Raw genomic sequence first — 26,350 nt, 5'->3', positions numbered from 1 at the left:
TGTATCGGCTGGTTGAGAGCCAGAACCGCCTCCTGGGAACCAGTGCCGGTTTTGAAGCAGGGGAACTGTTTATCTGCTCCACAACACTGGGAGTTCGGGATCTGGTCCAGACAGTTTGTCCCTGAATATTCTCATAAGAGACTAAAAATCCAGCAGATACAACATTATTAAAATTTCCTTCCCGGACAAAAGATGCTATGATACCTCAAAAGGAATTTCACATTTGTCTAGCATTGGAGGCGTGAGACTACGGCCTCATTCTGAATTATCATCGACGCGCATACAGGCTTTTTAATGGTTGGAATTCGCTACGGCACAGTCAGCATTACCGGAAATTTCCGAGAAAATAATGAGGACAATCTCTTTGTTGATGAACTCAACAGATATTTTCTGGTCGCCGACGGTATGGGAGGACAATGCGCCGGAGAAAAAGCCAGCCAGCTGGCTATCGAACTCATTCCCGAGAAATTGAATGAGCTGATCGATTTTAATACTGACCCGGCTGAAAAAGTAACTCAGTCAATCGACCAGGCTGTCGCGCATGCAAATCTTGAAATTATGGCTCTGGGCGAATTGGATCCCAACTGCCGCAGCATGGGTACGACAATCGTCTTTGCCATTCAGGTGGGTGAGAAATTCTTTATCGGAGGCGTGGGAGACAGCCGGGTTTACCTGCTGCGAAACGACGCACTGCACCAGTTGACGACCGATCATTCGCTGACACAGGCACTGGTCGATGCAGGTACAATCACTGCTGAAGAAGCCTTAACTCACCGCTACAAAAATGTGCTCTATCGCTACCTCGGCACAAAAGACGGCAGCGCCGGTACCCAGGCACGCCATCTCGACCCCACACCCCGGGATCGAATGATACTCTGCTCGGATGGTGTCACCGATGGAATCTCAGATGAAAAACTTCAAGAGCTGCTGGGACAGTTTGACGACCCGCAACAGGCAGCAGAAGAGATTGTAAAAGCGGCGCAGGAAGGTGGTTCAAAAGACAATATTACCTGCATCGTCATTTTTATAGATGAGTAGCCCTTGCCTCAACAGTAAGCATGGCACTTCTCTATCTCTGTTGCTTTGTAAACTGCCACCTCACAGCTTTCATTCTGGCTGAACAATGCGATTTCGAACTCTTTTACCTTTCCTGCTGACCAGCCTGATCACAGTTGCCCTGCTCTGGTTTACTCAGTTCCCACTGGGCGTGGAAAGTGAGTGGAACTGGGATCGAATCCCGTTTACCGCAGCGGAAACCATTGCCGGCTGGATCATTTCCGGAATACTTTTCGCCGTCTATCTGTTGCTGGCGCTGACAGGACTTTCGAGACTGCCTTACTGTCGCAGGTATGAACCGGCTGTCTGGCTGACAGGTCTCACACTTGCCGGGGTATTCTGGTCTCTGCATCTGCAAGACAGCCCTGCAGAGGAATACGGACTGTCGAAAGCGGCATTTGTGCTGTATTACAAAGGTTCTTCAGGCTATTTCACACAGGCACAGTCTGAAATCTCGGATACTTCCCAATTCCTCAGTGATTATGAAACAAAAATGGAACAGGGGGATGTGCTGCATGAAGGCACTCATCCGCCCGGACTGCCCCTGTTTTACCTGGCACTGATTCGACTCTGTGACAATTATCCCGGACTGCAATCCTTTCTACTGGAGACCCAATCTGACTCGTTTCAGGAAGCTGCGGATGTGATCGCCGGCATGACTTCGAATTCAGCGAATCCGCTGACACCGCGAGACCGAGCCGTCTTGTGGCTGGCAACTCTGATAACTCTGACATTGTCTGCACTGACAGTGGTCCCCCTGTATTTACTGGCGCGGGAATTTTCTTCGCGTGCAATCAGCTGGCAGGTCGTTGTGTTCTGGCCTCTGGTACCAGCTGCTCTGATCTTCCAGCCGAAATCCGATGCGCTCTACCCGGTAATCGCACTTCTGTTTCTGTATCTGTGGGTGACTGCCTGCCGACGAAATAATCTGCTTTACGCATTTCTGGCGGGAGTGCTGATCTGGGCAGGACTGTTTCTGACCCTGGCTTTTCTGCCGGTCGGAGTATGTGCAGTCTGTTTTTCAGTCCTGCAACGTCTGCCTCGTTTGACGGGTTCGACCGCTATCCCCCCGAACTGGAAAGCATTTGCCTTAATCTCTTTCAGCGGTCTGGCAGGTTTCTGTCTACCGATTCTGATTCTTTTCACCGGGTTCGACCTGAATCTGCCGCGTGTATGGTATCTTAATTTTCAAAACCATGCCGGCTTCTACGATGAGTATGCAAGGACCTACTGGAAGTGGCTGTTGCTCAACCCGCTTGAAATCAGCCTGGCAGTCGGTCTGCCTGTTTCCTGGATCATTGTTCGTTCAATCTGCAGTCGGAGACTGTTCACTGCGGACCAGGAATCTCCCCCTGCCCTCAAACAATTGATCTTTTCCTGTTGCCTGGTACTGGTACTGTTATGGTTTTCCGGAAAGAACATGGGAGAAGCAGCGCGACTCTGGTTGATCTTTCTTCCCTGGTTCCTGCTGATGACCATCCCTTACTGGCAGGCCATTCATGAAAACCAGGCTCGCGAGATGAATCAGGCCGATTCCTTTCTGAAAATGCAGGCGGTCTGGATTGTCGCATTAACTGCTCAAGCAGTCGTGTGTGTCGCAACCGTAAGTCGTATTACCGGTTTTCATTTTCCGCCCGCATAGGCATCGAGCCATTCCCGCCGCACAACTCCTCTAACCGGGTTATTCGGAAATCTCCGCGCTGCACTAAGCACCACATTTTGGCTGCGTCGATATTCTCTCTAAGGGCGTCTCCCCTTTTATTTTTATTCATACCAAATGTTTGGGGAGTTCCTGCGGTAATTCTGAGTACAAATCCGGGCTTTTAAATTAATCGAAATCAGGTTGGCTGACATGGCTTTTTTGAGACACAACACAACCGGGCTCTGCAGAATCATCTGCTGTCTGCTTGTTGTGATTTCTGTAAACCATTCCGGTTGTTCTGAGCATTCCCTGGAGTACACTGAGCTCAAGCAGATCAATGAAAAAGTGACCGAAGCCGAACTGAAACGGTACCTCAAAGTCATCAAGCTGATGCCCGCCGATAAGATTCCCTCTTTTCCCACCGTGTATGCGCCAGCGCCGGCCTGGAGCCATATTCGCTCACTCCCGATTGAAGACCTGGTCAACAGTGAGCAGAACAATATCTCTCAGCTCTGGGACGTACAGCGCATCAGCGATCAATTTGGGATTCGTAATCGACTGCTCAAAAAAGCGCTCCAGCGCAGGGAAATGTCTAAAGAACAGTTCATCAGCTTTACGCTGGCCATCGGCCTGGCAGCCAGTCGCCATCAGTTACGCCCAGACCAGAAACTCGACGAGCTTATTACGAAAGGAAACAAGGCAATCCATCAGTTGCAACTGGATAAACGCCCGTTTTCCTCACTCTCCCTGGAAGAACGGCATCGAACCCTGCACGAGGCAATGTGGATTGCCCGCGTGAATCGCGCGGAACACCTCATTCAGGTACCACCAGAAAACATCAATCTGGTCAAGAACCACTGGGATCAGCTTAAAGAAGTTTTACCACCCCAGTTTTTGAAAAACCCGCTGGATGAACTGACAGATACGCTGGAAGAACGTGGCATCCCCTTCACGCTGAAAGGAGAGGATGCTGATCAGTTGCTGGAATGGACTTCAACCAATGCAATTATTGGCACAGATGCCCCTGATCCCAAAACAGCCCCGGTCAAGATACAGTAGGAATTACTGCGCGGCTGCAACATCAGGTCGCAGCTTTTGAGCTTCATTCAGATACACGTGCACGACTTCTGACTGTTTCTGTTCCGTATTGACGTGAATCATGACCCGGATGCAGCGTGGCATCGCTCCTTTGACAGCGATCTCAGATGCACAGATCAACGGAACCGATCTCATCCCCAGTTCCCGGGCGGCTTCAGCCGGAAACGCAGAAGTTAAATCAGGAGTCGTTGTAAAAAATACAGAGACGATATCTTCGTAGTTTTCGATCCGGTTTGACTTGAGCAGCTGCTCCAGCAGCTCGCGTGTTGCAGACAGGACTTCTGCAGCAGCATCCTGTGTCACCGTTGTTGCACCACGAATTCCACGTACCGACATCGTTAATACCATGTATCTTTAATTTTTGATTACTTAACTGGAGTGACTGCCATAACTTGCAACGCCTGCCGACTCCTCCGTTAAACGATTCTACAAAGTCAGAATCACATCCTAACTAATTCATCGGCTGTTCGCTACCAGTGACATTCCCGAATTCCAGAGCGCGTCGCATTTAAGCCTGACGTCTCTCAAGCTATTATACACGATCCAAATGCGACTGGAACCACAACAGTAAATCTGAACACACTCGAATCAGCATTGACGATCGTCACGATAAACAACCACGGAACCAATTGAGACTAAAAGAAACGCTTGCGAAATCGGGAAAATCCCCCATTTTAAAAAATGCTCTTGCGTTCAATTCGTGAAATCAGTTAAAAATCGGAAAGATCAGGGGAACTGCTTAGCAGGATAGGCCATGATGGCTGTCTCAATCCCTCTGTACATCGCCTGACAATCGATCAACGAAACGTGCATCTTCCGGAAAGGACTCCTTGATGTCGACGACAGTCGAGTGGATCGCTCAAGAGCTGAATTGCCTGGTAAAAGGCAACCAGCGACTAGAAATACATGGTGCAGAGTCTGTTCTGAAAGCAGGCCCTCACGATATCACGTTTGTGGGCGATGAGCTGAACCTCAAGCGGCTGAAATCAAGTAATGCCGGCGCTGTGCTCCTGGAAAAACGCCTGGAAGAATCATTTGCTAAAGCATTTGAAGAAGCCCCCTTCACTTCGATTACCGTTGAAGATGCGCAGGCTGCTTTTATCAAAATCATTCAAAAGCTGCGTCCATCACGTAAGTTGCCCGAGATCGGAATCTCCCCCCAGGCGATCATCAGTGAAGGTGTCGAACTGGGTGAGAACTGTCAAATCTATCCCCATGTGACCATTCGCCCGGGTGTACGGATCGGTAATAATTGTCGGATCTATCCGGGAGCCTATATCGGTGAGGATTGTGTCATTGGCGATGATGTTACCATTCACGCCAATGCCGTATTCTATCCTGACGTAAAGCTGGGCAATCGCGTTCTCATTCATGCCTCTGTGGTATTAGGCTGTGATGGATTCGGCTATCGTTTCGAACAGGGTCGGTTTCTCAAAATTCCCCACCTGGGTAGTGTGCGAATCGAAGATGATGTGGAGATCGGAGCAGGCACAACAATTGACCGCGGCATGATCGGCCCGACTGTCATTGGTGAAGGCTCCAAAATCGATAACCAGGTGATGATTGCCCACAACTGCGAAATCGGAAAACATAACGCTTTTGCCTCACAGGTCGGCTTCGCAGGTTCGATCACGACGGGTGACTATGTACGTTGCGCCGGCCAGGTTGGCGTGGCCGATCATGTGCATATTGGAGACAAAGCCACTCTGGGAGCGCGGGCCGGCGTGCATCGTGACATCCCCGCGGGAGAAGTCCATATCGGTACGCCTGCTGCTCCCGAAAAAGAACAACGCAAAATTGTAATGTCGATTCGCAAAGTTCCGGAAATGCGCAAACAGCTTCGTGAACTGGAAAACCAGGTCAAACTAATGAGCCAGCAAATCGCGGATTTAAATCAAATCGAAACGAAACAGTAATTCGCCAGCAGACCGCGGCGTTCACCCTGAAAACTGGTTTCATAATGAAACTTTGAAATGCTGATGAAAGAATTACAAACAATCATTTCTGACAATTCTCAACGGCAGATCGGGTCTCAACAGCAGATCGGGCTTCTGGCGGGAGCAGGCCGATTCCCCATTGTGTTCGCAGAACAGGCACGTCAGCAGGGACATTCTGTCTGCTGCCTGGGAATCTTTGGTATGGCCAGCGAAGAATTATCAGACGTCTGTGATACATTTCACTGGATTCCCCTGGCACGCATCGGAAGAGCAATCAAACTGTTCCAGCGGGAAGACGTCAATCGCATTGTGATGGCAGGCAAGATTGAAAAGACGGTCTTATTCAGCCCGTTTCGCATATTTAAATTATTACCGGATTTACGCACCCTGCATATGTGGTATCGCTATGCCCGAAATGATCGCAAAGATGACACACTGCTGCTCGCCGTGATCAAAGAATTTGAACGTGACAACTTATTCTTCGAATCCGCATTAGATTATTGCCCGGAGTTACTCGTGAAACACGGATTTCTGACGAAACGACGTCCCAGTCATTCCCAGTGGGAAGACATCAAAATGGGTTGGGATATTGCCAAACAGATGGGGCAGCTCGATATCGGACAAAGTATTGTAATTAACGATAAAGCAGTGATCGCTGTCGAAGCCATTGAAGGCACCGACCGGGCAATCCAACGTGCAGGCCAGTTGTGCAAACGGGGTGGATTCACCGTCGTTAAAGTGGCAAAACCACAACAGGACCGGCGGTTCGATGTGCCCACCGTCGGGATCAAAACACTGCAGACCATGCATGAAGCCGGCGGGCGGGTACTGGCGATTGAAAGTAATCAGACAATCATGATTGATCAGAAAGAAGTTGCCGACCTGGCTGACAAACTGGGCATCGCAATTGTTTCTCTCAATGAGGAAGAGCTGACACTGCAACTGGCCAGCTGAAGCAACAGGGTGATCATTCGGAGATCAGCTTGATTTCGTTTCCATTTTCACTGTCGGAATCAAGTGCTTCCTTTTTCCGCGGCACCTCCAGGTTGAACGCAGTCAGCATTTCTGTCCGCTGATGCAACCCGACTTCCGGATCATCCGCTTTGGGCTCACCCGAAAGCTCCACCTCAAATTTCGTGGAGGCTAACGACAGCTCGTCTCCCGGTAGCAATGCCCCCCGGATGATTTTCTGTCCATTCACCCGGGTTCCATTTGTGCTGCATAGATCTCGAACAAACAGCAGACCATCCGTTTTGATAATCACGCAATGAATCTTGGAGATACTGTTTTTATCAATCTGGATATCACATAAATCAGACTTCCGACCGACTACGGTCACATCCTTTTTAATCAGGATTGGTTGACCTCCATTTGTCGGAATCAATCTCGCTATCATCGCTGTGGCCCGAAAGGTTGATAGAAATCACGAGAGGGCGATAACGGAGAACGTAAATAACACCCGCAACCCTCAATTTCCAGCTTGACAAAGCACTACTTAGACAATGCTAACTGTGATCTTACGTGAAATGCATGTACAAATGAAATATCGAGACCTGTCTGTCATGGTATCACAGGTCACACAATTTTCCATGCTAAATTACTCAGATCCCCGGAAAGGCGAAATTTCCGATAGATTCTGGCGGCGGATTTCGTAGCAATCTGCCGATTTCAAAGGGCCTTTAACTCGATAGTCGCCAGTCGCTTGACGGTGAGACTGAGCAATGGTAGTGTCCCTAGTAAATATGCTGCAAACCGATGGTTGAACGTACAGGGTTCCAGTCATCCACTGGGCGATTGACTGACCAGAGAAAATCCTCAAACCGTTTAAACCAACTCGGATCAACTGGATATCAACCGCCAGCGACAAGTCTTTCTCTGGAAAGACAATCAGCAGTCTTCAAATTCGTTGCTGACTGCCGCGAGTTCCGGATACATGCATGAGAGGGGATTGAAATTCAATCCCTCATCTTAACGAGAAGCATTACGCTTCTGAACAATGAAAATGTACTGGTTAGCAGCCGGTTTCTTTGCGTGAAGGGACCGAAAGCCTAATCAATTAACACTAAGAGGAAATAAGTATGTCAGGTCAAAAGTATGTGTACTTCTTCGGTGATGGAAAAGCAGACGGCGATGCGACATTGCGCAACAGCCTCGGTGGTAAAGGTGCTAACCTGGCAGAAATGATCAATATCGGCCTTCCAGTACCTGCCGGCTTCACCTTGAACACAGAAGTCTGCATCCACTACAGCAAGACCAAAGGTGAATACCCGGAAGGTGTGGAAGCACAGGTTGAAGAAGCGCTGGCCAAAGTGGAAGAAGCCATGGGCGCCAAGTTCGGCTGTGACACCAACCCTCTGCTGGTTTCCTGCCGTTCCGGTGCTCGTGAATCGATGCCCGGGATGATGGACACCGTATTAAACATCGGCCTGAATGATACCACTGTGGAAGCACTTGCCAAACAGTCCGGAAATGAAGCATTTGCCTGGGACAGCTATCGTCGCTTCGTCCAGATGTACGGCGACGTGGTACTCGGTATGAAAGGCGCTGACGAAGATCCCTTCGAACACGCCCTGGAAGCCAAACGTGAAAAAGCCGGCGTCCAGTACGATTCCGAATTGAATGCAGAACAGTTGAAAGAACTGGTTGCCGAGTTCAAAGCACTCATCAAAGAAGGGACCGGCCAGGACTTCCCCACCGATCCCAAACAGCAGATCTGGGGTGCCATCGGAGCGGTATTCAGCAGTTGGGACAATGACCGTGCAGCCGTTTACCGCCGCGATTACGGCATTCCTCACAACTGGGGAACCGCCTGTAACGTTCAGGCCATGGTTTACGGAAACCTCGGCGACGACTGTGCGACAGGTGTCGGCCTGACCCGGAACTGCTCTACCGGCGAACCCGGTTTCTGCGGCGATTACCTGATCAATGCCCAGGGTGAAGACGTGGTTGCCGGTATCCGGACACCCAAACAGATTGAATCGACACTCAGCACCGATCTGCCCGAAGGCTACAAACAGCTCGACGATATTGGTCGCAAGCTGGAACAGCACTACAAAGACGTGCAGGACATCGAATTCACCATTCAACGTGGTAAAGTCTGGATGCTGCAGACTCGTAATGCCAAGCGAACCGGTTTTGCCGCGGTTCGTATTGCCGTCGATATGGTCAATGAAGGCCTGGTCAGCAAAGAACAGGCTATTACCAAAAAGCGGATTCCTGCAGACGACCTGAACCAGTTGCTGCAGCCGATTTTTGACCCTGCTGAAAAAGAAAAAGCAGCCAAAGCAGGCGACCTGCTCACCAAGGGTATTAACGCGGGACCGGGTGCTGCCTGTGGTCATATCTGCTTCAGTGCAGAAGACGCTGAAGCCATCTACAACAAAGACAATTCCGCTCAACTGGTCCTGGTTCGTCGTGAAACCAGTCCGGAAGACCTGCGTGGTATGCGGGTATCCAAAGGGATCCTGACTGCCCTGGGTGGAGCCAGCTCGCATGCAGCTCTGGTCAGCCGCCAGATGGGTAAAGCCTGTATTGTCGGTGCTTCCGAGTTGAAAATCGATTCTGCTGCCGGAACCATCACCAAAGGTGACAAGGTCCTGAAAAAGGGTGACTGGATCAGTATCGATGGTTTCACCGGAGAAGTCTTTGCCGGTAAAGTTGAAACCAAACCAAGTGAAATCGTCGAAGTGCTGATTTCCAAAACCATGAAACCGGAAGATTCCGAAACTTATCAGCGCTATGAGCAGTTGATGACCTGGGTCGATGAAATCCGCAAACTGAAAGTTCGCACCAACGCTGACCAGCCAGATCAGGCTGAAGAAGCAATTTCCTTCGGTGCCCAGGGTATCGGTCTGTGTCGTACCGAGCATATGTTCTTCCATCATCTGGCCGAAATCCGTGAAATGATTGCCGCTGGCGATGTCGCATCACGTACCAAAGCAGTCAACAAACTGCTGCCATTCCAGCGCGAAGACTTTGCCGGCATCTTCCGGGCCATGAACGGTCTGCCGGTTACCATTCGCCTGTTAGACCCACCACTGCACGAGTTCCTCTCTGACCGCCACCTGGAAGAAAACCCCACGCTGGCAGAAGAACTGGCAAATGAACTGGGTGTTTCCATTGAATTCATCCGTCGTCGTGTTGAAGAACTGCATGAATTGAACCCGATGCTGGGTCATCGTGGCTGCCGCCTGGGTATTGTTTACCCGGAAATCACAGCCATGCAGGCTCGCGCGATCATGGAAGCCGCCTGCGACGTTCAGAACGAAGGCATTGAAGTCTTCCCTGAAATCATGGTTCCCCTGGCCGGTTTTAAGACCGAATTTGATGACCAGGCTCGCATCATTCGAGAAGAAGCAGAAAAAGTGCTCGAAGAGAAAGGTGTCAAAGTCAATTACCTGGTTGGCACGATGGTCGAACTCCCGCGAGCTGCCATTTGTGCAGATCAGATCGCTGAAACTGCTGAGTTCTTCAGTTTTGGTACGAACGACCTGACTCAAACCACTCTGGGTATGAGCCGAGATGACTACGGTACCTTCATCGGACACTACCGTGAAAACGACATTATTCCTTCCGACCCGTTCCAGACAATCGATCAGGATGGCGTCGGACGTCTTATGCAGACAGGTGTCGAGCGTGGTCGCAGCACTCGATCTGAGCTCAAGATCGGGATTTGTGGTGAACATGGTGGTGATCCTGCTAGTGTGATCTTCTGCCATCAACTGGGCCTGGATTACGTCAGCTGCTCTCCTTTCCGGGTGCCAATTGCCCGTCTGGCTGCAGCTCAGGCCGTATTGGAAGAAAAAGCGTAAGACTTTTCACAGTCTGACTTTAACTACAGGGAGAGGCGTCCGGTTGCCTCTCCCTGTTTTTAACTGCTTTCATTTTCAGGCAAAATTGGCTATACTGGTTGCGCAATTAATCAGGGAGTTTTCGGAATTTAACCAAAAATCCTCTTCCCCCGAAGACGATACAACGATAAGATTCTACGCTCACACCTTACGCTCAGATTATCTACTTGCGAAACGTTCCGGATGTTAGTGATCCCTTGTTTAAAAAACCTGCCGGGTCAGCCATCACAACAGTAGAGTGATGCGATTTTGCAGGGCCTGCCCCTGTAGAACTTGAGTGTTTCTTCTCAAAAAGTTCCGACTAGTATTGAGCGCTTTGACGAGGGCGGTATGTTGCCGCCCGATTTGTATCCATTAAACATGTTATCCTTAGTGAACGTGCATTAAAGCCATGAAAAATCTGGACAAGTATCGAAACATTGGAATTTCGGCTCACATCGACTCTGGTAAGACCACTCTTACCGAACGAGTTCTGTACTACTCAGGACGAATTCACAAAGTACGTGAAGTTCGGGGCGGCGATGGTGGCGCTACGATGGATAGTATGGATCTGGAACGTGAACGCGGAATCACAATCGCCTCCGCTGCGACTCAGGTCAAGTGGAAAGATACCACGATCAACATCATCGATACTCCAGGCCACGTTGACTTTACCGTGGAAGTGGAACGCAGTCTCCGCGTACTCGACGGTGCGATTCTCGTACTCTGCTCAGTCGGTGGAGTTCAGAGCCAGTCACTGACAGTCGACCGCCAGATGAAACGTTATAAAGTCCCCCGTATTGCTTTCATCAACAAGATGGACCGTACCGGTGCGGACTCTGCCAGCGTGATCAAACAGATTTCCGATAAATTGCACGTCGTGCCTCTGCCACTGCAGATTCCGATGGGCGAAGGTGCTCATTTCGAAGGTGTGGTAGACCTGGTGACCATGCAGGGCATCACCTACACTGGTGAGCAGGGCGAAACCGAAGTCTTTGGTGAAATTCCAGAAAAGTTCAAAGCAGCAGCTGAAGAAGCCCGCGCGAACATGCTGGAAACTCTTTCCATGTTCAGCGATGACTTGATGGTTGCGCTGCTGGAAGAAGCTGATGTACCTGTAGAAGACATCTACAAAGTCATTCGTGAAGCTACACTGTCTCACGAAATCACTCCCGTCATGATGGGAACCGCATTCAAAAATAAAGGTGTGCAGACTCTGCTGGACGCTGTCGTCCGCTTTCTGCCCAGTCCGCTCGACCGCGAAATCACTGCGATCGACCTGGATGCACAGCAGAAAGCCATCAAAGAAGGTGCCGAAGATACCAGCAGTGATTCGTTCCGTACGAAACTGTCGCATTCTTCCGACAAGCCTCTGGTTGCCATGGCGTTCAAAATTGTCGATGAAACATTCGGACAATTGACCTACATGCGTATCTACCAGGGTAAGCTTGAAAAAGGTCAAAGTTATATCAATACGCGAACTGGTAATTCCACGCGATTTGGTCGCCTGGTCCGTATGCACGCAGACAGTCGTGAAGATGTCGACTGTGGTGAAGCCGGCGACATTATTGCTGCCGTCGGGATGGAATGTGCCTCCGGGGATACGTTCTGTAGTGGTGAAGTGAATTTTGCTCTGGAAAGTATCTTTGTGCCTGAGCCTGTGATTCGTCTTTCGATCGAGCCACTCGACCGGGATGGGGCAGACCGTCTGGCCAAAGCCATTCAACGCTTCAACCGCGAAGACCCCACCTTCCACGTGATGACAGACGATGAAACCAATCAGACCATCATCGCTGGTATGGGTCAGTTACACCTTGACGTCTACATTGAACGCATCAAGCGTGAATACAAAGTTGAGTGTATCATTGGTGAACCACGCGTGGCTTACCGTGAGACACCAACGATTCCCGTGGAATACAATCACAAGCACAAAAAGCAGACTGGTGGTTCCGGTCAGTACGCCCATGTGGTTGGTAAGATTGAACCCATGACGGTGGAAACCGATGGTGACGCTTATGAATTCGTCAACAACATCAGCCAGGGACGTATTCCCCGTGAATACATTCCAGCGGTCGACAAAGGCTTCCAGCGTGCACTGGTCAAAGGACCGCTTTGCGAGTGCGAAGTAGTCGGCGTCAAAGCCACATTGTCTGATGGTTCATACCATGATGTCGACTCATCAGAAATGGCCTTTAACGTGGCCGGTTTCAACTGTATGCGTGAAACCCTGAAGAAATCCAACATGGCTCTGCTGGAGCCCATCATGAAACTGGAAGTGGAAGTTCCTGAAGAATACCAGGGTCCGGTTTCCGGTCATATTGCACAAAAACGCGGTGTGATCAATACATCAGAAACACGTATGGGAACCAGTATTTTCGTCGCTGAAGTACCACTGGCCAGCATGTTCGACTACGCCAATGAACTGCGTTCGATGACACAGGGTAAAGGGGGATTCAGCATGGAATTCTCCCGCTATGCCCAGGTGCCTCGAAACATTCAGGAAGAAGTCGTTGCTCGCCGCCTGAAAGAAAAAGAAGAACGTATGGCAACAGCCTGATTCTGAACATAACGAAAAAGCCCCGTTTTACGAAACGGGGCTTTTTTTATTCTGCCAGGTTATCTGTGGCACAGGTCCTCTTCAAGCCAGATCTGCTTCTACCGCCAGGATTGGTTCCATCAGGTGTCGAATCTCAGCTTCCTGCTCTCCCGTCAGCGTTCGCTGGGGAGCCCGCGGCGGTCCGAAGTCGGCTCCTGTGAGTGTAATCGCATATTTCAGCATGCTGATATTGAAACTGTCCCCGGCACGCGCCCGGTAATCTTCAATGGGAAGTATCTGCTGCTGAAGCCGCATGCCTTCTGCATAATTTCCGGAATGAAAAGCAGCATGCATCGCCAGCGAGAGCCGCGGACAGACATTGCCGGCCCCACTCGTGAATCCACCCGATCCTGCCAGCATATAATACGGTGCAAAACGTTCTGCCGATCCACAAATCCATTCCAGCCCGTGTGAGTCCGCATTCACAGTCGTACGGAACTGATGCATCTGATTCACAGAGTATTTCACGCCCACAGAACGGGAATCAGAGGCCAGTTTTAACAGCAGTTCATCACTGGGAATTTCTGCCTTTTTATAGAATAGAGTCGGGCAGTCGACCGCATCCATGACCGTCAGATAATATTCCTCAGCTCCCCGATCGCTCATATAAGGATGCGCAAACGGCATGAACATGATCCCGGTGGCTCCCGCCTTAAGACAGTCAATCGCCGTCTGGCGGGCAACATTCACCTGGTACCCGATGGGAGCGAAAATTAGTGTCTCCGGGCCGGTCACTTCGCGTGTGATCTTCACCAGTTGAACAATTTCTTCTGGCGACAGACTGTGAAACTCACTCGTACCTGCTCCCGGCAGATAAACTCGCATTCCCGCATCAAATAATTTCTGAGTATGGGTTGCCTGCTGATCCAAATTGATTTGATCGTTCTGATCGAATGCAGTCAGCGGCACTATATGCACAGTCTGCAGCTGTTGACGTTCAAGGGAAGGACTCATGAAACAATTCCTGTTACCTGGGAAGATCGGAGGACCAGAGACTTCATTTCTCCGGATTCATCCTGCAGAATGAAACCACGACGCGGAATTTCCACAGAATACTTAAGACTCTTTACATACTGTTGTACGTAGAAAACTGGTGACCATCAATCGAGTCGGGGCTCATGAGTCAAAATAATCTTCAACTCGAACATTGGTGCTATCTCGCATGTGTCATGGAGGCCACCGCCAGAAAACCGGGAAACGTCCATCCCGATGCTTCCTTTCCCGATTTGAGCTATGCTGATTTTCTGAAATCGGCAGCAGTCATCGCGCCTCTGCTGGCTCAATCCACAGAGCAGACCACGGGAGAACTGGTTTTAACCTGCATCAGAGCAACTCAAAGAACGGTCCCCAGTAATTCCAATCTGGGAATGGTTTTGCTGCTGGCTCCCCTCACACGGATTCCTGTCACATTCCAGATTGCAGAGAGAATCCACAACATCCTGCACAATCTGACAGTCGAAGATGCCCGCGCTGTCTACGAGGCAATCCGACTGGCACACCCCGGAGGCATGGGAACGACAGAGACTGAAGATATCGCGCAGGTACCGACGCAAACATTACGCGACGTCATGTGCCTGGCTGCAGAACGGGACTCGATCGCCCGCGAATACGCGACCGATTTTCAGATCGTCCTGAATACCGGAGTCCCCGCGATTACCGAATACTGGCATCAGACAGACTGCTGGGAAACCGCCATCATCCGTTTACAACTGCGTCTGATGTCTGACTTTCCCGATACTTTAATTGCCAGAAAGCTGGGCTGCGATGAGGCGGAAGCAGCAGCCGGTCGCGCCCGCTCTCTCCTGCAGACAGACACGGGAACAGCTCAGCTTGCGGAATTCGATGCCTGGTTGCGCGAGCAGGGAAACCAGCGGAACCCCGGTACCACCGCGGATCTGGTGGCAGCAACTCTGTTCGTCGCAATGCGGGACGGTTTTATTCCTGCCCCTGCCCCGGGTACAATCATCAATAAGATTCCCCCACAATTTCACCAGTACCTGACTTCAAAGTTTCAACATGAATAAATTTGCCCGCTACAAGGTGCGTGTCACCAAAGATCATCTTGTTTTCAGCGCAGCGCACTTCATCACATTTAACGGTAACATCTGTGAACGGCTGCACGGCCACAACTGGCGTGTCGCTGCAGAATTGACCGGCCCCCTGGATGAAAACGGTTACGTGTTCGATTTTATCGCACTCCGCGACCAGCTGCAGAAAACAGTCGATGCCCTGGATCACCGGGTCCTGCTGCCAACCCAACACCGGCAAATCAAAGTCAGCGAACAGAACGGGGAAGTCGAGGCCACTTTTGACGACCGGCGCTGGGTCTTTCCCCGTGAAGACTGTATATTACTCCCGATCGAAAACACGACCGCCGAACTGATTGCTCACTGGATTGGCCAGCAGCTGCTGACTGTGATAGGATCGAATACTGAAAACCAGATTGAATCGATACAAATTGAAGTCGAAGAAAATTTTGGACAGTGGGCTATCTGTAAACTGCCTGTCTCATAAAACCCAAATCCCCGACAACTCCACATGCATCCCAGTGTGAACGAGCCAAGGAACGAAATCATGTCAGCAAATTCAGCCTGGACTATTGATATCACCGAAGAGAACTTTGAGACCGAAGTGATTTCAAAGTCAGAACAAATCCCCATCATCATTGATTTCTGGGCTCCCTGGTGTGGCCCCTGTCAGCAGTTGGCGCCCCTGCTCGATCAGCTGGTGCAAGAGTATCAGGGGAAATTTATCCTCGCCAAAATCAATATCGATGAACAGCAGAATCTGGCAGCCGCCTTTCGCGTACAATCGATTCCCATGGTTGTTGCATTTGCAAATGGACAACCCGTCGATCACTTCCAGGGGATCCTGCCGGAAGATTCATTGCGGGAATGGATTTCCAAACTGCTGCCTTCAGAGGTAGATATGCTCCTGCAGGAAGGACAGATTCTGGAAGACTCCGATCTGGCTTCCGCGGAAGCAAAATACAAGGCAGCGTTAGAGCTGGAACCGAAGAACGATACCATCCAGTTACGCCTGGCGGCCGTCCTGGCAAAACAGTCACGGTTTGATGAAAGTTCCCAGATGATTCAGGAGCTGGAGAAACGTGGATTTCTGGAACCGGAAGCAGAGCAGATCAAGTCTCAGTTGGAGCTGCAGGCTGCTGCAGAAGAAGCGGGTGGCGTGGATGCAGCTCGTGCAGCGCTTGAGGCAGACCCTGATAATGCCGCGTTGAAAATCGGGCTCGCAGATGCACTGGCGATTTCCAACAAGCACGAGGAGGCTCTGGAAATCTGCCTGTCGATCATTGAACAGGATAAAGCAGGAGCCGGAGTGGAAGCCAAAGCGACCATGCTGCGGATTTTTGACATTCTGGGCCCGCAATCCACTCTGGTGAGTACCTACCGCCGGAGACTGTCAACGCTGCTGTATTAAGCAGCCACATCCATGTAACAGAAAGGGACCATTACTGGCCGGCAGATCGAGTCCCCGCTGGTGAACCGGCAATGGGGACACCAAACGGCAACGGTCGTCCGGCAACCTGGTATCCCAGCGAATGGGCGTGTTTCTGCAGACTGCGATACAGCTCAAAGCTGTCCGGATACACCCAGAAGGTGAGTGTGGATCCGGTGCCGATTTCAGTGATCGCCTGGAAAAATTCCGAGTTCTGCTGCATCGCCTGTTCCAGAGCTTCACCGGCGATATCATCACTGCGGCTGATTTCCCACTTGGAGACGCCGACACGGAATCCCCCCCTGCCACCGTTACTCAACTGATCAATCGCTGATAGTGCCTGACGTTCAACAATGTAATCCATCGTATATCCGCGAAATGGCCCTACCTTCCCGTGATGTTCCCGGTACTTCGCCAGCCAGCTTCCGCGTTTCATCACCTGGTCTTTCAGTTCCATGAGCAATTCATTGATGGGTACGTACGAGACACGATTCTCTGAAAGCAGAAAGTGCCATTCTTTGTCGGTGACAAGTTGACTGACTGGCGTGAGTCGATGTTTTAATTCCTTGATCTGTTCCTGTGGTTCGGAAACCTGACGGGACTGTGCTACCACCCGCTCCAGTTGCTCCCTGGCTTCTTGCGTCGTATCAACCAGACTCAACAACTGTCGATACTCCTGCTCCAGTTGATCACTTTTCTGATTGACCTGTGAAACCATTGACAACACTTTGCCACTGACTTCCTGCTTCTTTAAAGAAATTTCAGCAGCCCCTGCCTTGCGGCTCTGCATCACCTGATCCAGCCGCACCAGTTCCTGCTCCATCTTCTGAACTTCATCCAGCAGTTCCTGCGAGGGTTGCTGATAAATTATTTTCGGTTTCTGTGGCACGAATGGTTTAGGTTCCTGCGGTTCCAAAGCCAGTACCGGAGATTGCGGTGGCTCGGGAACGATTTTAGGCAGAAACGCTTCCAGTTCCTGGTCAATAATTTGTGGCTGGGTGGGAGCCACTTCCTGATTCTCCGCAACCATTACCGGTGCCTGGCTCATTTTGATACCAGCGATCACGATCAGGATAATGAGAATCCCGACGATATTGGCCACGATGTCCAGAAATGAATCTGATCCAAATCCTGTTTCTCCCTCTGTTGCGCGACGGCTCATGTTATTGCTCCTTCACAGTTGAGAGTGAGGAAGAACCCGGAAGCGGATCCAGTGTGTATTTTGCTTCGGTCTCAAGTCCCATTTTGTGTGCAGTGGTTTTCAGGCGTTCGTAGTACTGATTGCCCCCCGGGCTGATCGTAAACTGCAGGGAGGGGACCCAGTAAAAACCTTTGGGAGCCGGCCCCCAGGAAGTGACATATTGATCCATGACAACCATCAATGACTGCGACAGTTTTTCCGGTGTAATCCCCTGATCAACGGAGATCACCTTTTCGTCGCCGACGATAATCCGGTCTGCACCGATTTGAACTGTAATTTCCCGCTCAAAACCAATTCCGGACCGTGATTGAGGAGGCCCCCACTGCCGATTCCGAGAATCCATTTCCGACTGGGATCTCGACTTGTGCGAGCGTTGCAGAGAAATCGAGCTGGCATTACCAGCCCCCCGCGCTGATTGACCGGGTGTCCGCGGGAATGGATTCGGAGGAAGCGCTGCATCTGAGATTGACTGCGGCTGAGTTGCACTGCTCCCGGTCTGATTCCTCTCTTTCGAGAATGGGTTCTCCATCGCTCGATTCTGAGCCATAGCCATTTCAGAATCGGTGAGAGTTTCAGATTGGCTCTGCTTCTCTGCTCCCCCGGCAGTCTTACTGGACTGGGTAGCATCGAGTTCAACCAGATGTTGTTCAGCCATTTCCCTCAATTGATCACGGCCGATCACCTTCGCCTGCTTAATGCCCGGACCTGTCCCTTCACCTTCACTATGGGGGCCTCTTAAATCTTCGATGTTGTAAACCTTTGCTCCCGGACGAGTGCCGGGAAGATTACCGAAGGCACCTGCCCCGTCCTCAGGTTTTCCACCACCCGATGTCGTTCCGGAATAAAGACTACGATGCTGTCCGCCGGTCTCACCACTTCTGCCCTGTGAGACGATATGCTCCTGATCTGCTACTTTTGATAAATGCTCGGCGCGTGCCATCTGCTGACGGGGCGTTAACACATCGCTGAACCGGGTGGAGCCAGCACCAGTCCTGCCTCGGGCCAGCTGCTCTGATCCTCCGGATCCCTCCCGACCTCGACCCGACTGTTGACCAGTCTGTTCTTCTGGTTCAATGACCCGCACGGTACCGGTTCGCGCATCGAACTGCAGGCTTCGCTCACTTGTTCCCTGTTGATTCTGGCTTAATTGCGAAACCAGATGTTTTCGCTCGCTCAAGACACGATCAACGGCATCCTGACAGATTTTTTCTGCACGGGAATCTTTATCAGGTAACGCAAATTCCCAGTCAGCATCAATTAACTCGTAACCGGAATCCAGCTCCAGATTATTTAACAGTTTACGGGCAACATAATAACCCACGCTGCCACTGGGTCTGACCAGAATCAGTACGTAAGGCTCTTTTCCAGTGCCCCGATCCTGCGATTTCCAGTACTGAAATAATGCCTGGGTTCCCGCCAGCAGTGGATTATATCCAGGCGTAAACTCTTTCAGGTCATCAGGCGTTAAGGTTATTCCTTCCGGCAGAAACGTCAGTCCCTGATCAGTACATTCAATCAGGATCGGTCGTTTGGCTGTCCCGGTCTGCCCATCGTAGGGAATGATCGAATATTTGCTGCGTGCCGTTTTCTGTGACTGTTTTTTCTCCTGCAGACTCTGCAACTCTTCCTGAAGCATTTCGGCAACTCGCGCTCTCTGCTTCTGCAGGGCATTCATTTTCTCGTTGAGTTCCTTGTCTTTCTGATTCAAAGACAGAATCTGCTGCTCGCTCTGTTTTAACTGATCTTCCGACTGATTCAGTTCATTCTTCAAGCGAACCAGATTCAGATTCTGAGACTTCAGATCTTCCAGTTTGCGCGATCTCTGCAACTGGAGTACTCTTAAGCGTTCTTCATGCTCCCGCGCCAGATTGATCACCTGGGGCTCGGGTTCCGGAATGATTTCCGGCTCATCCATCTGGACGACAATCGGGGCAGCTGGCGCTGGTTCCTCAACCTCTGCTGAGAAAATCACGGGAGGAAAATAATCGTCTTGGACAACCTCTTCCACGACGACCTTCTGCACCTGCATGACCGCCTGATGACGAATCCGGCGGGTGGTAACGACCAGCAGGAAAATCAAAGCACCCATTGCACAAATGAGGACCGCCAGGAAGGGAAATAGCGATACCGAACGTGCTTCCTTACCTTGTCTGCTCATGGAAAAAACCGCGAATTAACTTCGTTCAGAATTGAATAGTTGAGAATCACAACCTCTAGGCTTCTATCAGGCAGCGTGATTTCGATTTGAGCGGGCCGTTAGTAAGTGCACAGCCGCACTCAGGCTATGCAGGGTTTCTTCGAAGGTTTCGGTAGCACGAATCGCATCCAGGTTTTCGGCCAGTCTTTTCTGCAGGCCTACCAGATGCTCTTCCTGGCCAACAATTTTCAATAGATTTTCGCTTTGTGAATTCAGAGCTTCGATCTGCAGGGTTGAAACTTCCGAGGTGTCTTTCAGCTGTTGATTCCACTGCCTGACTTCGCCGGCAATTTCTTTTGTCGCCTGCTCAATCTGGGAAGTCTGTCGCGACTGGGCGGATATCACATCCTGATGCACTTCGTTCCAGATCTGGGCCAGATGAGTCGAGAAGCTGCTGTTCGATTCTTTCTGCTTGTCCTGCCAGCGGGTTAACATCAGCTCAATCTGTTCCGTCGTGGCCTGATAGGCAGTCAGAAATTCATTTCGCAATGATTCCAGCTGAGAAGAATGACTTCCCAGGGTATTTGACATTCCTTCCTGCAGGCTATGATCGAAGTTCGACTGTTGGCGTTCCATCATTTCAGACCAGCGACCGCGTAACCCTTCCAGGCTCTGCTGCCAGAGTTCCGTCTGTCGTAAAATCATTTCTTCCGTACGCATTACCAGTTCCTGAGCCGCTTCGGCTTCAGCCGATTCCAGCGGACTCAGTGAACTTTCTGAAACACTCAGGCAGGAGGCAATATTCTCAATCCCGAACAGCTCAATCTGTTCCAGCTGCTTCTGCTCCATGCGTTCCACTACAAAGGTGGAGAACACAAGGATCAAAGACAGCCCCAGTGCAAGAGCCGTGGTATCAAAGGCTACCGCCAGGCCACCGGTGACTTCCGAAAGAGAGGTGTCTAACTGATCGGGAGTCACATTAGCGATCGCGATGGTGATCCCGATCACAGTTCCCAGGAACCCGATGATGGGGACAGCCCAGGTGATGGTACGAATCAGTGAGTAACTGGCGTGCATCTGCTCAGAAGCCAGCTCGGCCAGGTATTTAAGATGTTCATCCAGATCGTGGACTGAACGACGCCCCTTCACATAGGAAACCGTGTCTTTCAAACGCTTGCCCAGATAGGTCTCGCCGATCCAGCCGGAAAGCGAGTCTACCTGCTCGGAAAACACATCGATTCGCTCGTTGAGATTTTCAATTTCGCCAATCGTCTGCCAGTCAATTTTCGTTTCCGTCATCGATTTCTTCTGGCTGAGCATACCGATGCCCTTCACACCGATAATTGCCATACCGATGAAAAACAGGCCCGCCGTCGCATACTCCAGTGGATGACTGCAAAAATAACGGTCAATCAATGATCGATAGACCGGCAGATAGGGGATCAGGGCATAAAACCCAAACGTGCCAGCCATTCCCCAGAAGAGAGGAGATTTCAAGATCGCTTTTGACCAGTTCAAGAAATGGTCTTCGGTTTCACTTTCCGGCAGGGATTCCAAGTGTTCCATCTGTCTATCCACATCCTTTTGGCCTGAATTCAGGTTTGACTCTCAGGTTTCCCAAACCCCCAGGTCCGAGACTTGAAGGGAAACCGTTTCATCGAAATTAAACGCACTTGTATCATGGCTGATCTGCAGACAGTTTCACTCAGCAAGATCGACTGACTACAATATGACTGACCCTATGTCAGTTTCAGTAACTTCCGATATCTGGAATTCGTAAAATCGAAACTCCAGGAAACCGGGTTACTGCCTGTTTAATCTGCATCACGCGAGTATGCCTTGATACCGTTCAACGAAAGACACACAATAAAAACTCACTTGAGCAATACGCACATTCGTTATAATCGTCATATCCTGACTGCTGAGTTGAATCAAAGTTGGCTGTCGGTATCAGAAGCGCAAAGTATTCAAAATGTCCAGAGGAACACTAATTGAAACCAGAGAATCCATGCACATTGAGTTATGTATCATTAAGCTGATAAGCTCCTCTCATGAAACAAGTTAGCAGTAGCCGTAAATGCAGGGAATTGACGCTGGGATTTGAAAAAGCATAATTGATTCCGGGTTTCAGCCCTTTTAGACTGTTCATGAGCGAAACAGCCTGTTTTACTGCTGTCGAGAAGAATGAATTCCCGTTTATCCCTAATCAAATCCATCCATCTACCAACTACGTTTATCAATATGACAGTATCGCGTAATCAATATTCAGGTGAGACTCCACTGCCTGCCGTCGATCAACACATCATCCGGGAAATCTTGGGATATCTGAATTTCTCAAATGGCAAACCGGACCCCAAATTCCGTTTTAACTGGAACCAGCTCTTTGCAGAGCTGGATGAACGGCCTTCTGTGGAGACTCTGGAACGACTGCTGAGCACACACCTTATGGAGTTGAAAGGCACATCAGGAGCCTTTCAGGAAATTACACAGGCAGAAAATGTAATCCGACTCGCCCTGCAGGAATGTCTGCCTGGTTACCGGGCACACCATCGAGATCTGTTATTTCACATCTGCGAACGGGAATTTCTGCAACCCTATTTTCTGTCAGTCCTGTTTGAATCCCTGCTGGAACAGGGAGGCCCCTGGGCTGAGACGGAGCGCATTGTCTCTGCAACGATCGACAAGCTGAATGATTTTGTCGGTTTCCGTCCGGTCGCTGTGCTGGAAAACGGGCGCCAGATGCAGGTTTATCCGCATGAAAAGTTCCGACCACTGCCCGTCTACTTCCGTGACAGCGGAGTCGCCTGCGGTGCTTATCAGAAGTTAATCGAACAGACCATCAAGACGCTCCAGACCACTCCCGAGGATCTGCTGCATCAGGCACATTTCCGCCTGGAACGGATGGACGAAATTGCCATCGACCTGCGGGCCCATGATCACCTGCATCCGGTCAATAAACGCACGAACTATATGTTTGGCGAATGGGATCCGCACATCATTGACAACCAGGGTTACTATCGGCGTTTTGTTATCCGCCGCCTGATTCTCGATTCACTGCTGGCCTGGATTGATGAACACAAGGAAATTCCGCTGCAGGAACGCCTGGAAGATGCTGCGGCTGTTCTGAGTGGTACAATGCTGATGGCCTCATCGATCAGCGGCTCGGGGCCGGACACACACGCCAGTGATATCAGCCTGACATCACTGCTTCCCAAAGTCGCCCGTCAACGGGATGATTATTATAACCGACTGCTGGCCTCGGCCAGTGGCTCGCGTGCAGAGCGACTGCGTAAAGAAGCCAAACAGTCACAGCAGCCCTTCGGGCACATCCGTCATTACCTGAACCTGCATCTGGCGCGGTATGGCGCCCAGCAGGTCCAGCATCGACAGTTATCCCGCATCTATGCACGGATGGGTTTTTCTGTCGCAGCCCGTTGCGAAGCTGCTGTGATTCCCTGCACTTCTGTGCGGTTTGAATGCGAAATTCAATGGCGGATCACTCTGGTGCACCTGCATCTGGAACGCTACGAACTGGAACAGGCCTGGACCCTGATACCGGAAATCGAAGATCACCTTACACGGGGCATCGAATGTGGTGCCTTGATCGACCCCTGGAACATTCTGGGATTCCAGGGATTATTCCCCCTGTTTATTTCTCGCGAAGACAGTATTCCCGATCAGCGGAGTGAAGTCCTGCTGGATCTGATGGAAGAGATGTTCTCCGCATATTCGGCGACTCTCAGTGAGGCGGCTGCCCAGGGGAACGATAAGTTGAAACTGGAAATTTCACATCGCTTCCAGAAACTGGCAGAAACCTGGGATCGTTATGCTACAACAACAGTAGAAGACTTACCTCAAGTCAATGGACAGGATTCTTTCGAATCGGCGGCACATGTCTCCCAGATACTGACAGAGTGGAAAAAAGGGGGAGAAGCCGTAGGAGACATTTCGTTCTGGCGACAGCATGTTGATCGGTTCGAGTCTGCAAAAGCGTACGCGTTGACAGTCGACGCTTTACTTCAGAAACAGGACCATGTCGCTGCCATCGGGTTAATTATGCAGTGGCTCAGCCAGGTAGACCAGACCGGTCTTGAGTCAGGTCCTTACTCCATCCATTCAGTGCTGCTGCAATGGATGAGACAGCTGACCTCGGAAATCAAACCGGAGTCGTTCGCCGCGAACAGCATTTCCATCCGCAAGATGTTTGATTACCTGGAAGTGAATGCCGCCGACTACTGGTCGGTTCCTGATTTTGCTGCCGTCCTCCCGGTTTCTGAAAAAGAAATCGAAGACCCGTTCGATATCGAGTCGGCTGAACCGGACGAGGAAGACGCCCTGTTCAACGCCGCCTATGAAAATGTGACGTTTCGCGACAGTGCCGATGACGGGGTGCAGGGGGAAATGATGGACTCCGGTTTTTCTCCCAGTAATTCTGAAATCGAATCGATCAACCGGCAACTGGAACCCCGTCTCAAATTTTTAAATACGTTATCCCATCTCTGGCAATTATCAGCCGCCTTTTACAGTGAGGCTGAAATCAACCAGTCAGATTCTACAAGTGATTCAACCAGGGCCGAGCAATCCGAGAGTGCCTTAAATAAAGAGACACTGGATTCCATTGCGGGCTGGATTCGTCATACGGAGCATCTGCAACAGGAACTGGTCGTGCTCCTGAACTCGATCTGGAACTATCGGATTCCCAAACCGAGTGGCGATCACGATTCGAATATCGAATATGATCTGCAAATGCAGACGAAATTCTACCTGATGCATGCCATCATCATCACGACAGTCAATTGTCGCTCGGCACGCCTGATGTTGCTTTCAACCATTCCACCTGCCCAGGCGGAAAATGAACTTTCTGAAAATGAAAGCCTGCTGGTCCCGATCTACCGCGGCGTTTTGACACGGGATATCGAACTGGTCAGAAAAGAGTTTCCTCACTTTCTGAACAGCATCGCCGAAACGCCTCTGCTGTATACCCCCATTGACCAGAGCGGTAAACCGAATACCGTTCTTAAAGTACGTTCACTGCAGATGATTCTCCGCTTCCTGCTTTCACAACTTCCCAGTCTGGGTCTGCTGCGGGAAACCTGGCAGCTTCTGAAAACCGCCTATCGCATGGAACGCAGTTCGCGACCGGAGGGAATTGCCGTCAGTGAATTTGATCGCCTGTTCCGCACCGCGTTACGCAGTTCTCTGTCAGCCATCATCCGATCCTCCCGCGACTGGGAGTCTGATCAACTGGATGATAAGCAACTGATTGAAATCGCGGAAAAACTGGTTACTAAATATCGCGAACAATGGTTGAAGCACAGTCGCACGATGCGGCTTTCCAGTGCGGAAGCATTGAACCAGGATTTTGTCTGGCAGGAAGTACGACAGTTTATCGAGCTTTATGGAGCAGATCTGTTTCATGCACAATATCTGACCCTGGGCAACCTGCGGACCATTCTGCATAACGGTATCGAACAGTACCTGAATTATCTGGCCGAGTACCAGAATCCGGCAGAGCCGATGGCACTACTCACGGATCTGGAAGAAGGCAATATCGATATGGAAGAAGCGGTGACTAACCTGAAAGTCATCTTCGAATCCGTCATCGATAAGTTTGATCGTTTTGTTGAGTATAACAGTACCACGACTCAGTCTGACTATGGCGAAATGTTTTACTGCCTGCTCGACTTCCTGCGGATTGAAGCCGCCTACGAGCGTGATGACTGGAAAATGGTGCCACTGCTGATTGCCCACAAAGTCCTGGCCCAGCAGGATCGTAATGAGTCTGCCCTGATCTGGGAAGCAGTCTTTGAATCCACCTCGCATGAGATGGCAAAGAAGCATCTGAAGAAGCTCAAGCAGACCGAATCGGAATATAAAATTAACCTGCCCCTGATTTCCGATCATTTGAATGAACGGTTTGTCAAACCACTGGCAGTCAACCGCATGTTGGCACTGGTTCCCCGGGCGATGAATGATGCCCGGGACGGCAATGAAGAATCGGTAGCCTTTTCGATTCTGCAGGAAGAAATCGAACATTATCTGGCATCGACCATTGGTTCAGGAATTGATGTTCCCGACTGGATGCGGAACCTTGAAGATGAAATTGATCGGCTGGATGAAAAAGTCACCAACGAACAATATGATATCGAAACTCAAATCAAACTTTCTCCCGTTCCGATGTCACTGGATGAAATCAAAAAACAGCTGAAGATGTGGAATCAGCCGTTAAGCCGACCTAAGAAGAAAAAGAAATGAACCTGCAGCAATATTAGAGTGTGTTATATTAAACCATAGCGTCTTTCAATCCATGATACCCGGTGCAAATGGCCTGGAAGATGCTTCAGTAACACGGGACACTGTATCGTCACTGCAGGCTCGCTTGAAATTATCGCACTCTG

General features: G+C 50.5%; 17 protein-coding genes. 11 read left to right on the top strand and 6 right to left on the bottom strand.

The features are described from left to right. Positions 1-294 precede the first annotated feature (294 nt). From AACZ40_RS00285 to AACZ40_RS00275, 3 genes are all read left to right on the top strand, one after another. Positions 295-1,038, top strand: a complete 744-nt coding sequence (locus AACZ40_RS00285; protein ID WP_291175194.1) for a protein phosphatase 2C domain-containing protein — start codon at positions 295-297, stop codon at positions 1,036-1,038. Between the two features lie 85 nt (positions 1,039-1,123). Next, the gene (locus AACZ40_RS00280) at positions 1,124-2,698 is read left to right on the top strand and encodes a hypothetical protein (RefSeq protein WP_339672642.1); all 1,575 of its coding nucleotides are present in this window, start codon (positions 1,124-1,126) and stop codon (positions 2,696-2,698) included. Positions 2,699-2,908: 210 nt separating this feature from the next. After that, positions 2,909-3,757: a hypothetical protein gene (locus AACZ40_RS00275; RefSeq protein ID WP_291175199.1), complete on the top strand. Its 849-nt coding sequence runs from the start codon at positions 2,909-2,911 to the stop codon at positions 3,755-3,757. Positions 3,758-3,760: 3 nt separating this feature from the next. Here the strand turns inward: AACZ40_RS00275 and aroH are convergent, their stop codons facing one another. Further along, positions 3,761-4,132, bottom strand: a complete 372-nt coding sequence (gene aroH, locus AACZ40_RS00270; RefSeq protein ID WP_291175202.1) for a chorismate mutase — start codon at positions 4,130-4,132, stop codon at positions 3,761-3,763. 497 nt (positions 4,133-4,629) lie between these two features. Here aroH and lpxD point away from each other — a divergent pair, with 497 nt between their 5' ends. Both lpxD and lpxI read left to right on the top strand, forming a co-directional pair. After that, entirely contained in the window at positions 4,630-5,712 is a 1,083-nt protein-coding gene (lpxD, locus tag AACZ40_RS00265) for a UDP-3-O-(3-hydroxymyristoyl)glucosamine N-acyltransferase (protein WP_291175205.1), read from the top strand. 63 nt (positions 5,713-5,775) lie between these two features. Next, entirely contained in the window at positions 5,776-6,687 is a 912-nt protein-coding gene (lpxI, locus tag AACZ40_RS00260) for a UDP-2,3-diacylglucosamine diphosphatase LpxI (RefSeq protein ID WP_291175208.1), read from the top strand. 13 nt (positions 6,688-6,700) lie between these two features. Here lpxI and AACZ40_RS00255 read toward each other — a convergent pair whose 3' ends face one another. Beyond that, positions 6,701-7,129 carry an FHA domain-containing protein gene (locus AACZ40_RS00255; RefSeq protein ID WP_339672633.1) on the bottom strand — a complete coding sequence of 143 codons (429 nt, stop codon included), beginning with the start codon at positions 7,127-7,129 and terminating at the stop codon, positions 6,701-6,703. A 682-nt stretch (positions 7,130-7,811) separates the two neighbouring features. On the opposite strand from AACZ40_RS00255, the gene ppdK reads away from it, so the two are divergent. Together ppdK and fusA are read left to right on the top strand one after the other, a co-directional pair. Continuing rightward, the gene (gene ppdK, locus AACZ40_RS00250; RefSeq protein ID WP_291175214.1) at positions 7,812-10,544 is read left to right on the top strand and encodes a pyruvate, phosphate dikinase; all 2,733 of its coding nucleotides are present in this window, start codon (positions 7,812-7,814) and stop codon (positions 10,542-10,544) included. Between the two features lie 430 nt (positions 10,545-10,974). After that, a complete protein-coding gene (gene fusA / locus AACZ40_RS00245; protein WP_291175217.1) occupies positions 10,975-13,119 on the top strand; it encodes an elongation factor G in 2,145 nt (714 codons plus the stop codon). Positions 13,120-13,200: 81 nt separating this feature from the next. Here the strand turns inward: fusA and AACZ40_RS00240 are convergent, their stop codons facing one another. Then, positions 13,201-14,112 carry a dihydrodipicolinate synthase family protein gene (locus AACZ40_RS00240; RefSeq protein ID WP_291175221.1) on the bottom strand — a complete coding sequence of 304 codons (912 nt, stop codon included), beginning with the start codon at positions 14,110-14,112 and terminating at the stop codon, positions 13,201-13,203. A gap of 164 nt (positions 14,113-14,276) precedes the next feature. On the opposite strand from AACZ40_RS00240, the gene AACZ40_RS00235 reads away from it, so the two are divergent. The 3 genes from AACZ40_RS00235 to trxA are packed head-to-tail and all read left to right on the top strand — an operon-like array spanning position 14,277 to position 16,596. After that, entirely contained in the window at positions 14,277-15,182 is a 906-nt protein-coding gene (locus tag AACZ40_RS00235) for a triphosphoribosyl-dephospho-CoA synthase (protein ID WP_291175223.1), read from the top strand. Beyond that, positions 15,175-15,672 (top strand): 6-pyruvoyl tetrahydropterin synthase family protein, encoded by a 498-nt coding sequence (locus tag AACZ40_RS00230; protein WP_291175225.1) that lies wholly within the window; start codon positions 15,175-15,177, stop codon positions 15,670-15,672. The genes AACZ40_RS00235 and AACZ40_RS00230 overlap by 8 nt, the downstream gene beginning before the upstream one ends. 60 nt (positions 15,673-15,732) lie before the next feature. Further along, complete coding sequence (gene trxA, locus AACZ40_RS00225; protein WP_291175228.1) at positions 15,733-16,596, top strand: thioredoxin; 864 nt, start codon at positions 15,733-15,735, stop codon at positions 16,594-16,596. Positions 16,597-16,627: 31 nt separating this feature from the next. Here the strand turns inward: trxA and AACZ40_RS00220 are convergent, their stop codons facing one another. From AACZ40_RS00220 to AACZ40_RS00210, 3 genes are all read right to left on the bottom strand, one after another. Next, positions 16,628-17,776 (bottom strand): hypothetical protein, encoded by a 1,149-nt coding sequence (locus AACZ40_RS00220; RefSeq protein WP_291175231.1) that lies wholly within the window; start codon positions 17,774-17,776, stop codon positions 16,628-16,630. A 1-nt stretch (position 17,777) separates the two neighbouring features. Then, positions 17,778-19,973 (bottom strand): hypothetical protein, encoded by a 2,196-nt coding sequence (locus AACZ40_RS00215; RefSeq protein ID WP_291175233.1) that lies wholly within the window; start codon positions 19,971-19,973, stop codon positions 17,778-17,780. Between the two features lie 66 nt (positions 19,974-20,039). Further along, positions 20,040-21,518 (bottom strand): MotA/TolQ/ExbB proton channel family protein, encoded by a 1,479-nt coding sequence (locus AACZ40_RS00210; protein ID WP_291175236.1) that lies wholly within the window; start codon positions 21,516-21,518, stop codon positions 20,040-20,042. A gap of 675 nt (positions 21,519-22,193) precedes the next feature. Here AACZ40_RS00210 and AACZ40_RS00205 point away from each other — a divergent pair. Continuing rightward, positions 22,194-26,207 carry a hypothetical protein gene (locus AACZ40_RS00205; RefSeq protein ID WP_291175237.1) on the top strand — a complete coding sequence of 1,338 codons (4,014 nt, stop codon included), beginning with the start codon at positions 22,194-22,196 and terminating at the stop codon, positions 26,205-26,207. Positions 26,208-26,350 lie beyond the last annotated feature (143 nt).

The organism is uncultured Gimesia sp. (genome assembly GCF_963972345.1).
Lineage (GTDB): Bacteria > Planctomycetota > Planctomycetia > Planctomycetales > Planctomycetaceae > Gimesia.
The sequence above is the reverse complement of the archived record's forward strand: the minus strand, read 5'-3'. Positions and strand labels throughout refer to the sequence as shown.